The sequence below is a fragment of the Pseudomonas cavernae genome, from assembly GCF_003595175.1.
GTDB classification, from domain to species: Bacteria; Pseudomonadota; Gammaproteobacteria; order Pseudomonadales; family Pseudomonadaceae; genus Aquipseudomonas; species Aquipseudomonas cavernae.
Genome location: NZ_CP032419.1, coordinates 847,723 through 860,632, shown reverse-complemented (window position 1 = coordinate 860,632; position 12,910 = coordinate 847,723). Strand labels below are relative to the sequence as shown.

Genomic DNA, 12,910 nt, shown 5'->3' with positions numbered 1-12,910 from the left:
AATATAGCGTCACACGGATAGCGTCACAGCCTAGTGCCACTAGGGTTTGATAGCGTCACACGCTCGCTCACCGCAGTGCAGTGCTCCATTACCGACGAAATTTTGTCGGCCATCGCCACGATGCGTCGGCGCTCATCAAGGATGGCGCTTGCCTGCTCCCGGATACTCGCGAGAATTGCGTCGTAATACAGAACCAACTTCCTCATCTTCTGCGGCAGGAACGCAAAGCGCTCTACCGGGTAGTAGAAGGATCGCTTGCCTCTGCCCGTGCCCCGCGTGATGGCTCGTGGGTACGGCCTGGTTGGCTTACCGTCGCCACCTTTTTTTGCCAGCATGCGAGCCCAGTTGATGGCGGTGGAGTTGCCATTGCTCTTCTTCAGGACAATCACAATGGGCACATGGCTGCGGCCATCCTCCAGGTTTTCCTTTGCCTCGATGAAAAAGGCTTCCTGAAGCGCTTTGGCGTTGTCCATCAGGGCCTCATAGGCCTCGTCTAGGCCAGTAACGATCTGCGAAATGTCGAAGCTGGTGGGCATTATTGGCTCCTCTCCTGGTTGGGTGGTCAAGGATGAGCCTCGGGGGTATAGCCTGTGCGCGCTTATCTGGACGGTTTCCGTCCTGATTTTAAAGACCCTTGCCAGCCCGAATAATGTCCTCGCGTCGTCATCTGACGGCCGTCTGGTGTCGTTTAGCCGCTTAAAGGCATTCCTCACGCAGGATTTCACTGAATTCCGCCCCGCACGTCGTCATCCGGTGTTCATCTGGTGTCGTTTGAACGGGACAAGTCCGGCAGAGATCAGCCCCCCACCTGGGCAATCGTCGCCCTACGCCTGTGCTTTCAGGCGGGCCTGCTTGCGCTTGCCGGCGTACTCGGCATCGGCGAAGGTCATCTGCTTCATCGGAAAACTCAGCGGGTGGAATCCGGGGTATTTTGCCAAAATCAGGAAGTCTTCTTCAGACTTTCCATAGGGAGCTGAACCGGCCCGCTCCGCGAAGATTTTCAATGCCCATTCTCTTACTACGCGTCCGCTTGTATCCCTACTTGTATCCCCATTGTTTTTTGATATTTAAAAATCTTTTAAAAACAATATTTTGCAAACATGGTTCAAACGACCCCGGCCCACCAAATGAACATCTAAAGACGTCCACGGACGTCTTTTTTTGTGCCTGAAATCCAGTAAGTACGCGGCTTTCAGCGCCATCAACGTCCACAAGCTTCCATCGACATCTACGCAGAATGGTATTCCACGTGGTATTCCAGGCCTGCCAATGGCAATTTTTGGAATAACAAACGCCGTCTTGGATTACCCATGTGCGCTCAAGCCACCCGCCTGCCTGAACTCAAGATCAAAGCTGTCAATTCAACAAGATAATCATTAGAAATCAGTCACTTAGCTAATATATACCCCATAGGCAATGGCGGCTCCGGGTGGCTGTGATCGAAGACCGTGACGCCCTCATTCCCGATCCGCCAACCCTGCCCGCCCGGGGCCTGCGACTGCGGGCGTGAGCGGCTGCTGGACACACACGGCGCTGATTTGCGCATCCTGCGCCTGACCCGCCCGGAGGAAAGGCGCCTGCTCGACCGGCTGGAAAATATCGAGAGCCTGGCCGACCTCGAGCAGATGCAACTGCGGATGCACGAGCAGTTAGGCATCCGCCTGGAAATCGCCCCAGGTCTCAACGAAGTGCGCAGCATGCGCGCATCGGTATTCACATCGACGAACCGCCCGGACTCTGTCGCAAAACCCGCCAGTCGATCCCGGCGGCGATTCGCCGAGGGTTGGAGCAGCGTCCGGAGATTGCCTACGGGCTGCTCGATGCCCACGACCTCTTGCGCGATGCCTGAGGTGTCCCTGCCTGCGATGGCCTGGATCGATACTTGAGTTGACGCTATACCAAAAAGATTCGGACCAGACAGGGCTCACGCCATAGCGGCCCGCTTGCGCCGGTCGTCCGGCACCGGTCTTCCGGATTGCACGCACCCTGATATCCCCCGGCCCCGGGGATGGACCGCACGCTCGACTAGCGACTGAGGAGAACCTCGCGGTGTCGAATCAGCTGGTAATACGCAACATGACCCGCACCGAGCTGGACCAGCTCGTCGGCTGGGCGGCACGCGAGGGCTGGAATCCCGGCCTTCACGATGCCGAGCTGTTCTGGGCTACGGACCCTGAGGCCTTCATCGCTGCGGACCTTGACGGCGAGCTGATCGGCGGCGGTGCCATCACGTCCTACAAGGGCGAATTCGGCTTCATGGGTTTCTTCATCGTGCGGCCCGAATATCGCGGCCGCGGGCTCGGCAATGCCATCTGGCACGCCCGCCGCGAACGCCTCCTCGCCCGCCTGCACCCAGGTGCGAGCATCGGCATGGATGGCGTCTTCGCGATGCAGGACTACTACGCCAAGGGTGGCTTCGTCTTCTCCCATCGCAACCTGCGTTTTCGTACCGAGATCCCCGAACGTCCGGCAACCTCGCCGGTTGACGGCCAGGACATAGTCCCGCTGGCTGCCTTTGCGTTCGACCGGGTGCTCGATTACGACCGCACCTGCTTCCCCGCCGCGCGCCCGACCTTCCTCAGCGGGTGGATAGCCCAACCCGATGCGCTCGCCCTGGGTTGCCGGCGCGCCGGGAGGCTGAGCGGATACGGCGTGGTCCGGCGCTGCCGGGAAGGCTGCAAGATCGGCCCCTTGTTCGCCGACGACGCCTTGACGGCCAATGCCCTCTACGCGCAGCTGGCAGGCTTCGCCGCGGGCGGCCCGCTGTTCCTCGACGCCCCGGAGAACAACCCCGCCGCGCTGGCGCTCGTGCATCGACATGGGATGGCCGAGGTGTTCGGCTGCGCGCGCATGTACCTCGGCCCTCCGCCGGCTCTGGCGCACGAGCGGGTCTTCGGCGTCACCACCTTCGAGCTGGGCTGATGGCCGCGCGCGATCTGGTCGGTTACGGCGGTTGTCCACCCCATCCGCGCTGGCCGGGTGCGGCGCGCGTCGCGGTGCAGTTCGTGCTCAACATCGAGGAGGGTGCGGAGTCGTGCATCCTCAATGGTGACGCCCAGTCGGAGGCCTATCTCCACGAGCTGCCGGGCCGCCCGCCGCGCACGGGCGAGCGGGACCTGAGCGTCGAGGGCATGTACGAATACGGCTCGCGCGCAGGGGTGTGGCGCATCCTGGAGCTGTTCAGCGCCCGCGGCCTGCCCCTGACCGCCTTCGCCGTCGGCCGGGCACTGGAGCTCAACCCGCAGATCGGCCAGGCGCTCGGCGCTGGCGGGCACGAGGTCGCCGGGCATGGTTACCGTTGGCTGGACTATCGCGACATCCCCGAAGACGAAGAGCGGCGCCATATCCGCCTGACCCTCGAGCTGATCGAGCGGATCTGCGGCAAGCGCCCCATAGGTTGGTACACCGGGCGGGTCAGTCAGAACACCCGTCGCCTGTTGCGCGAGGACGGCGGGCTGCTCTACAGCTCGGACGCCTACAACGATGACCTGCCCTATTGGCTCCCAGGTTCGCCCGCCCACCTGGTGATCCCCTACACCCTGGTCAACAACGACGCCCGCTATCTGCTGCCGAACGGTTTCGCTTCCGGGGAGGACTTCTTCCGCCTGCTCAAGGATGCGTTCGACCTGCTGTGGCTGGAGGGCGCGCACCGTCCGAAGATGATGAGCGTCGGCCTGCATGGCCGGATCAGCGGCCACCCCGCACGGGCGCTGGCGCTGGCGCGCTTTCTCGATTACCTGCAAGGCCACGACTCGGTGTGGATCTGCCAGCGGGAAGAGATTGCCAGGCACTGGCTGGCCGAATTCCCCGCCTAGGGGGCTCGATGACAGCAAGGCACGGCCCCATTTTCTTTTGGCTCTGTCCCAGTTACGTGTTGGAAAGGTCGTAGCCCGGATGCAATCCGGGGTGCAGCATCCCCTGCCCCAGTGGGCGTTCCGCACCTGCGTCCTATCGCGTGGCAGACGACTACGCCCTCGGGCTCCCAGCGTCGACCCCTTCGGCATGAAAGGTGGCTGCACTGCGACCTGCTCGAACACTGCTTGCAGTTCGAACTCCAGTAGGCCCCTGGCTGAAAATGCGGGCTAGGCCGGACGGCTGCACTAGCCGCAGCCAAAAAAGCTGCCCAGCCGCACCCGGCGGCCTGAACTGGCTCAGGTCCAGCTCGACGCGCTGGCGGTTAAAGCCCGGGCGGCGTTGAGCACCGGCGCCATGTCCTCATTCACCAATGGGATGTGCGGCGCCCCATCGCTTCCACATCCCGTTTCCGCAGCCCAAGTAGTCTGAAACTCCCACCCCGGCTGGGAGTATCGGTCGATGCGCAATCCCCGGCGCTTATCCATAGTCGTGGCCTGTAGCAAAAAAATGGCGCCCATAGCAAAAAATGGCGTCCGTGGCAAAAAAATGGCGTCCGTAGCAAAAAAAGGTCAACGGTCAGGCCTCGATGACCGGAATTTCTCGGGAGAAAGTCATGGCTATCACTATCACCGGAACACTGATCATCGACGAGACGTTGGGTACGCAGAACGCGACGGCCGGCGGCAGCGACCTCACAGGCAACGACGTTGCACATGGTCTGGGCTTCCTCAACACCGGCGTATCTGCATTCGACACTCTTTTGGGTGCCGTGGTGCTGCATGATCTCACCGGGATCAACGCCACCGTATCCGTGAGCAACGGCACCTCCACCGACCCTGATGGCAGTTCCATGCTCAGCGGTTTCGGGGCCGATGTCACCGATCTGGCCTTCACCAATTCCACGGGGGGTCCGCTGCTTGGGGAAGAGGCACTGTCTGCGCCTGGCGTCCCCCTGCTGACCGTCGACGGCACGAAAATTTTCCTCTACAGCTATACGGGCGCCGACCTAGGCATTGATGAGAACAACGTCGTTTTCGGCCGCAAGGCCAATGCCGACGGCTCGGCAAACCCCACCGGCGACGTCGTCTTCGCCGCGTACCTGCAACCCACGGACGCTTCCGGTGCCGTCCAGACCTCCGATCTGAACGCCGTAGGCTCCAAGGTCTGGCTGGTGCAGTACGAGGAAATCAAGCACCCGGATACCACCAACCCCGACGACGCCTTGAGCCTGTTCAATCTCCATGTCACGGTCAGCAATCGCAGCGACTTCTCGCTGCAAGGCGCGCCTTCAGGCCAGAACCTGTTCCTGATGTACGGCGATGGAACCCCCAACGCGACCGACGCGGTGATCATCGTCACCGGCAAGAACCCGATCAACCAGTCCAGCGATCCCTCCGCCATCACCAGCGGCGACACCGTCAACACCGGCCAGGGCGGCGGCCCCACCACCCTGGGCACCAACAACCAGTCAATCGTGGAAGGCTCCGGCTTGTACTTCACCTTCGCGAAGGGGGCCAACACCAACTTCACGGTTCCCAACCTGGACCAGAACGAAGCGGATGTGGAGGCCAACATCGCCTTCACCTCGCTCTACGAAAGCAATGGGGCCAGCTTTTCCGTTGTCCAGTCGGCCTCGGGCGATAAATCCACGCTGGAGATCAGCGCCTACACAACGCCTTTCAATCCGGGTACTGCGTTCATCGACAACCTGCACAACAACACGGCGGTTGCCGTCACCAAGGTCACCATCACCACCCAGCCCAGCGGGCACGGCAAGAATGCGGTTCCGGGTGAGACCCTGGTGTTTGACAAGGGCGTTATTGGAACGACCCCCACCACGTTGAGCGGCATCACGGTCACCTTCTCCGTCGCCGACACCGTGGTGATCAAAGGCCTGGAAGCCGACGACTTGATCGCCTACAACACCGCCGGCCCACACTCCCGGGTGCTGATCGACAACATCGGTTCGACCGACACCAACTTCGACGCCCCCTTCGACATTGGCGGCTTCGCCCTGGTCAATTCCAATGTCACACCGAATCAGTTCTCGGCGCTGACGTTCCACGATGACGGGCCGACGGCGCAGATCGCGCGCACGGCCGACAACGCGGTGCTGGACGAATCGCTGGGCGTGGATGCGAACGACGCCAACGCCGAGGACGACGACGTGCCGCCCGCCACCGACCCGTTCGCGGGCTCCTACGGCGCGCCGATCGGCGCGGTCGCGGGCGTGAATCTGGCCGACACGACGACGGCTACCGGGACCGATGTCGTGGGCGCGACGACGGCGGTGACGCTGTCCATCGTCAACGGCAACGGATCGGATTCGGGCCTCGATACGACCGACGGCACGCAGATCAATCTGTGGAAGGAAGCCAACGGCGATGTGACGGGGCGCGCGGGCAATGCCAGCGCCACGGTGATCTTCGCGATCAGGATCGACAACGACGGCAAGGTCGCGGTGGCGCAGTACGACTCGATCAAGCACCCGGACTTCCCGAACAACTACGACGAAGAGCTTGACCTGACCGGCAAGCTCGATGCCGTGGTGACGGTGACCGATGGCGACGGCGATGTGGCCACCCACAACATCGGCATTGGCGACGGCATCAACTTCCAGGACGACGGGCCGACGGCGCAGATCGCGCGCACGGCCGACAACGCGGTGCTGGACGAATCGCTGGGCCTGGATGCGAACGACGCCAACGCCGAGGACGACGACGTGCCGCCCGCCACCGACCCGTTCGCGGGCACCTACGGCGCACCGATCGGCGCGGTCGCGGGTGTGAACCTGGCCGACACCACCACCAGCACGGGCGAGGACGACGAGGGCGCGACGACGGCGGTGACGCTGTCCATCGTCAACGGCAACGGCTCGGATTCGGGCCTCGACACGACCGACGGCACGCAGATCAACCTGTGGAAGGAAGCCAACGGCGATGTGACGGGGCGCGCGGGCAATGCCGGCGCCACGGTGATCTTCGCGATCAGGATCGACAACGACGGCAAGGTCTCGGTGGCGCAGTACGACTCGATCAAGCACCCGAACTTCCCGAACAACTACGACGAAGAGCTTGACCTGACCGGCAAGCTCGATGCCGTGGTGACGGTGACCGATGGCGACGGCGATGTGGCGACCCACAACATCGGCATTGGCGACGGCATCAACTTCCAGGACGACGGACCGACGGCGCAGATCGCGCGCACGGCCGACAACGCGGTGCTGGACGAATCGCTGGGCCTGGATGCGAACGACGCCAACGCCGAGGACGACGACGTGCCGCCCGCCACCGACCCGTTCGGGGGCACCTACGGCACACCGATCGGCGCGGTCGCGGGTGTGAATCTGGCCGACACCACCACCAGCACGGGCGAGGACGACGAGGGCGCGACGACGGCGGTAACGCTGTCCATCGTCAACGGCAACGGCTCGGACTCGGGCCTGGATACGACCGACGGCACGCAGATCAATCTGTGGAAGGAAGCCAACGGCGATGTGACGGGGCGCGCCGGCAATGCCAGCGCCACGGTGATCTTCGCGATCAGGATCGACAACGACGGCAAGGTCGCGGTGGCGCAGTACGACTCGATCAAGCACCCGAACTTCCCGAACAACTACGACGAAGAGCTTGACCTGACCGGCAAGCTCGATGCCGTGGTGACGGTGACCGATGGCGACGGCGATGTGGCCACCCACAACATCGGCATTGGCGACGGCATCAACTTCCAGGACGACGGGCCGACGGCGCAGATCGCGCGCACGGCCGACAACGCGGTGCTGGACGAATCGCTGGGCCTGGATGCGAACGACGCCAACGCCGAGGACGACGACGTGCCGCCCGCCACCGACCCGTTCGCGGGCACCTACGGCGCGCCGATCGGCGCGGTCGCGGGTGTGAATCTCGCCGACACCACCACCAGCACGGGCGAGGACGACGAGGGCGCGACGACGGCGGTGACGCTGTCCATCGTCAACGGCAACGGCTCGGATTCGGGCCTCGACACGACCGACGGCACGCAGATCAATCTGTGGAAGGAAGCCAACGGCGATGTGACGGGGCGCGCGGGCAATGCCAGCGCCACGGTGATCTTCGCGATCAGGATCGACAACGACGGCAAGGTCGCGGTGGCGCAGTACGACTCGATCAAGCACCCGGACTTCCCGAACAACTACGACGAAGAGCTCGACCTGACCGGCAAGCTCGATGCCGTGGTGACGGTGACCGATGGCGACGGCGATGTGGCCACCCACAACATCGGCATTGGCGACGGCATCAACTTCCAGGACGACGGACCGACGGCGCAGATCGCGCGCACGGCCGACAACGCGGTGCTGGACGAATCGCTGGGCCTGGATGCGAACGACGCCAACGCCGAGGACGACGACGTGCCGCCCGCCACCGACCCGTTCGGGGGCACCTACGGCACACCGATCGGCGCGGTCGCGGGTGTGAATCTGGCCGACACCACCACCAGCACGGGCGAGGACGACGAGGGCGCGACGACGGCGGTAACGCTGTCCATCGTCAACGGCAACGGCTCGGACTCGGGCCTGGATACGACCGACGGCACGCAGATCAATCTGTGGAAGGAAGCCAACGGCGATGTGACGGGGCGCGCCGGCAATGCCAGCGCCACGGTGATCTTCGCGATCAGGATCGACAACGACGGCAAAGTCGCGGTGGCGCAGTACGACTCGATCAAGCACCCGGACTTCCCGAACAACTACGACGAAGAGCTCGACCTGACCGGCAAGCTCGATGCCGTGGTGACGGTGACCGATGGCGACGGCGATGTGGCCACCCACAACATCGGCATTGGCGACGGCATCAACTTCCAGGACGACGGGCCGACGGTGTCAGCCAACAACACGGTACTGCTCGACGACGATGCGCTCACGGGCGGCAACCCGGGCGGCTCGAACGACGATGCGAACTCGGCCAACCTCAGCGGCATCTTGGGCCACGCATTTGGCGAGGACGACGAAGGTGCGGCAGTGGCGTACCGGACGAACGGCGCACCCACGGGCTTCAGCTATGAACTGTCGGGCACCAGCCTGCTGGTCAAGCAAACCCAGAACGGCGTTCTGACCACAGTCCTGACCTTGACGCTGGTTCCGGGAACCGGCGCCTACACGGTGGCGCAAGACAACCCGATCCTCCATGCGGCGGGCCTGACCGAGAATAACCAGGCGTTCACCATCACCTACCGGGTGACCGATGGCGATGGCGACACGGCCGATGGCACGCTCTCCATCAACGTCGATGACGACACGCCGGTCGTGACGGCCAAGTCGAGTCTGGTCTACGCGAACACCAGCAACGAGCCGCCTGTGACGGATGTCGGTGGAACGGGCGTCTTCGCCTACTCGATTGGCGCGGACAAGCATGTGGCGCCTTACAGTGATCCAGCGGGCCTCACGCCGAACTCCGACTTCCTGTCCGTGGCCCTCACGGGCGTCACGGTGGGTGCGAACGTCATCACCAACACATCGGTGAGTTGGGCCTCGGAGACTGATAGCCAGGCGGTGTTCAACGTGGGCTTCACCTACGTGTCCAACAATCCAGCGCAGGGAGCGACCACCAACGCCACCGGCACGCTGACCTTCGACAAGGCGGCCGACACCTATACCTTGAAACTGGATCAGGAGATTGAGAGCTTCAGCATCCTGAATACCTCGACTCCTGGAAACCCCCTTCAGGGCTATGCGCTCAACTCAGCCGCGACCGTTGGATCGAACCCGCCGGTCTCGGTGATGACGCTTGCCAGCAACTTCTTTGTGCAGTTCGAGGGATTCGGCGTGATTAATGGGACGCCCCAAACCTTCGCTTACGACAGCGTTGCAGGCTTGTTCTCGAATGATCGACGGTATGTCACGGTCTCATCGGCTTCGATTGGCGCTGCCAGCGACACGCTCCAATCGGACGAGGTGATTGATCTGGACTTTTACACCGAAAATCCAAAGGGGTTCGCAACGTCGGCAGACCCCGACAACCCGGTCAACCCCAGGGCCACGAGCAAGGCGATCTTTATCGAGTTCACACAGGCCGGCCCTGGTGCCGGCAAAGACATGCTGGTGGTATTGAAGCTGGTTGATGACCTTGGGAACACCATCAATCGGACCTTCATTGTTGGAAACTCAACCGGTAATGACGACGTTTTCAATGCCAATCTGCCCGCCTACGGATTCGTGGCTAAGGCACAAAACGGCATCGTGGTCTTCGAGAGCAATGACTACAACTTCGGCACTGAGAACTACTCGATCCAGGGCGCGCAAGTGGTGACATCGACCCAAGGCGTAAGCGGAACCGGGTACCAGCTCAATGGGGCCATCGACAATCCCGCGACTCCGGGGAGTGAGGGCGCAACAGCCAATGCCCAGATAGCTTTCGGCGGCGCCACGACTGAGGGGAATAACGAGCCCATCAAGATCGTCAACATCGGCTTCGTGACCTCGACGACACCGGACGCCCACCTGACCTTCGATGTGGTGCTGACGGATGCCGACGGTGACGCGACGGCCACGCAGACCCTGGACGTGACGATTGTTGGCGGCGACGGCGTGACGGCCTCAGCGAATGCGGACACGTTCGTGATCGGCGACACCGACGTCGACGGGTTGCTCTCCATGGTCATGACTGTCATCGATGGCGGCTTTGCCAGCGGCATTGACAAGTTCGACTTCACGGCGGCGGGTTCCGGAACGAACTACACCGAAGTGCTGGCGCCGGCCACCAACCTGGCGGCGTTCACAGCCGCCGCCGATGCCGCGCTGGACGGCACGACGGACTACTACTTCGGCGTGGTCGGAGGCGACGGCTACCTGGCCCAGGATGCTGATGGCGCGGGTATCACCAACATCATCCAGTTGGTCGGTGTGATCGACATGGCAAGCACTGACATTGTCTGAACACCATTGAGGGTGGACGGCCTGGTTCCCGCAAGGGGGCCAGGCCGTTTTCATTGGGCCGCTTCGTTCCTGAGCCAACGCGGCCAGACGAGCTTCCCGGGTTCAAGGGGTGCGAAGCCCTTGACGCCAAGCACGCCAACGCTGCAAACAGCATCCGGTGCTGCGGCACATCAAAACTATTGGTCCAGGGTGTTTTGGGTCGGGCAGATGCTATTGCCGGGATTGCCGGGCGCACAAGAACACGTTTGTCCCCTGCCCGATGACTGCGTGCGCCGCACCGTGGCGCACGCCAGTCAGTCCAATTCCACCCAAGTGGACTTGGGCGGTTCTTCGTTGCTGGTGAGCCCGTGTTTCAGCGCATACATCAGCAAGTCGATGCGGTTGATGAGATTGAGCTTGTGATAGATGCTGCTGAGGTGGTTGTGCACGGTGTGCTCGCTGATGCCCAGGTGCGCGGCGATGCTCAAGTATTTGGCGGACGGGTTCCCCACGATGGCGCGAATCAGTTCCCGTTCGCGCAGCGTCAGCTGCGCCTGTTTCGCCTGCTCCAGTTTGCCATTCAAGGGCATGTGCCCGTTCGCGGCATAGCCGGCAAGCCCACCGGCCCAGGCTCTATCCAGTCCGATGTCGCGATGGTGGACCTTGATGATGGCCTGGGTGATCGATTCCGTCGGGTCTTCCGCCAGCACGACGCCGCGTGCGCCCGCCTCTATCGCTTGGGCAACGGGGATAGCTTCGTACAGGCCCTTGAGCACCAGCACTTTCATTTCGGCGCTGCGGGTGAGTCCCGTGATGACCTCCAGCGGGTCCAGCGCATCTGGAAAGAAACTGAAAAAAATGACATTGGGACGCAACTGATCGGCAAGATCCAGCGCATTGGCATAGGTGGTGGCCTGGCCGCTCACTTCCATCCGGGGCTTCCTGGCATTGATCAGGTCGTGAAGGCCCATGAGAACGAGGGGACGACAATCGACCAGCATCACGCGTATCGGGTTTCTGAGGCTAGGCATTACCTTCCTCGCTCCCCTGAAAAATGAACCATACGTGTTGATGGACAGCCGTTTTTGTATAAGTGAACTCCGGGCAAAGTGTCGGCCGCGTCGGACCTAGAGCGGAGATGGCAGGATAAGCGGCTATCCCCCTTTCCTACTGGGCAAGCCGTTCAAGGCGGAGAACAGGAGGAATTCCAGCCGTCCTGATGCAGTCCAGGCAAGCGCTTGGCCATTTTTGGACCTCTGACGACCTGACAACTGTCATTCTCGCGATTAAACGGATGATCGGTTAATGGTGGCTTTGGATCGAAAGCAATCATCGGACAAGGATTCTTTCTCTTGGGATGAACCCTCCTCACCACCACCGTAACCCTAGTTGTCGGGCGTAAGAGGGGGTTAGGAGTTTTTTGCACATCGCAGGCACTTTTTTGCGGCCCGAGCTTCACTGAACCGCCCCGGGTCGACCGCTTCGGCATGAAAGGTTGCTGCACTGCGACCTGATCGAACCCTGCTTGCCGTTCGGACTCCACTAGGCACCTGGTTGAAAACGCTGGCTAGCCCGGACGGCAGCACTGGCCGCCGGCAGAATTTTGCCGGCGAGGCTGTCCTTGCCAGCCTATCCGGCAAGGGGCAGCTCCCCCGGCCGCAAGCCAGGGCCGGACTATAATTAATCCGCGCGCTTGCTTGCGTGGCGAGTACCCCAAGGCGAACCAGGTTATCCGTGGTGCTCGACAGACGGGCAGAGGGCAGCGCAGCAGGCGGGACCGAAGGTACGCCTGATTCCGCGATTGAGGATCCTGCCATGAAAATTCAATCCTTCCAGCATTACTCTCATGATCTAGGCATGGCTGTTCACGACGTTTGGATTACCGCCAAAGTGAAGTCGACCCTGGCATTTTCCGAATCGACCCGCAGCCAACATATCAATGTCAAAACCCATGCCGGCATGGTGACGTTGAGCGGCCGCGTGAACACCCATAAACAGTGTGATCAGGCCATAGAGCTGGCCCGTTCGGTCCATGGCGTCCTCGAAATCGATGCCAGCGACTTGCAGACCCATATGTTCACGGGGAATTTCCCCGAAGCGCCCAACGCCGAGGAAAGCGCTGAGTATCGGCCGCCATCGTCAACCAAGTCGGACGACAGATGACGA

7 protein-coding genes and 1 pseudogene are annotated in these 12,910 nt (G+C 62.2%); 5 read left to right on the top strand and 3 right to left on the bottom strand.

Going from position 1 to position 12,910, the window contains the following annotated elements; all coding sequences use genetic code 11:
* Positions 1-23 precede the first annotated feature (23 nt).
* Together mobI and D3880_RS03970 are read right to left on the bottom strand one after the other, a co-directional pair.
* Complete coding sequence (gene mobI, locus D3880_RS03975; protein ID WP_119892227.1) at positions 24-536, bottom strand: conjugative transfer protein MobI(A/C); 513 nt, start codon at positions 534-536, stop codon at positions 24-26.
* Positions 537-824: 288 nt separating this feature from the next.
* The gene (locus tag D3880_RS03970; RefSeq protein ID WP_119892226.1) at positions 825-1,004 is read right to left on the bottom strand and encodes a hypothetical protein; all 180 of its coding nucleotides are present in this window, start codon (positions 1,002-1,004) and stop codon (positions 825-827) included.
* 444 nt (positions 1,005-1,448) lie between these two features.
* Between D3880_RS03970 and D3880_RS03965 the strand changes: the two are divergent.
* The 4 genes and pseudogenes from D3880_RS03965 to D3880_RS03950 all read left to right on the top strand — a co-directional run bounded on the left by D3880_RS03965 (position 1,449) and on the right by D3880_RS03950 (position 10,765).
* Positions 1,449-1,849 (top strand): annotated as a pseudogene (locus tag D3880_RS03965) (hypothetical protein).
* Between the two features lie 200 nt (positions 1,850-2,049).
* Complete coding sequence (locus D3880_RS03960; protein WP_119892225.1) at positions 2,050-2,922, top strand: GNAT family N-acetyltransferase; 873 nt, start codon at positions 2,050-2,052, stop codon at positions 2,920-2,922.
* Positions 2,922-3,815, top strand: a complete 894-nt coding sequence (locus D3880_RS03955; protein WP_119892224.1) for a polysaccharide deacetylase family protein — start codon at positions 2,922-2,924, stop codon at positions 3,813-3,815. The genes D3880_RS03960 and D3880_RS03955 overlap by 1 nt, the downstream gene beginning before the upstream one ends.
* Before the next feature lie 653 nt (positions 3,816-4,468).
* The gene (locus tag D3880_RS03950) at positions 4,469-10,765 is read left to right on the top strand and encodes a beta strand repeat-containing protein (protein WP_119892223.1); all 6,297 of its coding nucleotides are present in this window, start codon (positions 4,469-4,471) and stop codon (positions 10,763-10,765) included.
* Between the two features lie 293 nt (positions 10,766-11,058).
* Here D3880_RS03950 and D3880_RS03945 read toward each other — a convergent pair whose 3' ends face one another.
* The gene (locus D3880_RS03945; protein ID WP_119892222.1) at positions 11,059-11,775 is read right to left on the bottom strand and encodes a response regulator transcription factor; all 717 of its coding nucleotides are present in this window, start codon (positions 11,773-11,775) and stop codon (positions 11,059-11,061) included.
* Between the two features lie 784 nt (positions 11,776-12,559).
* Here D3880_RS03945 and D3880_RS03940 point away from each other — a divergent pair.
* The gene (locus D3880_RS03940) at positions 12,560-12,907 is read left to right on the top strand and encodes a BON domain-containing protein (protein ID WP_119892221.1); all 348 of its coding nucleotides are present in this window, start codon (positions 12,560-12,562) and stop codon (positions 12,905-12,907) included.
* The last annotated feature ends 3 nt before the right edge of the window (positions 12,908-12,910 follow it).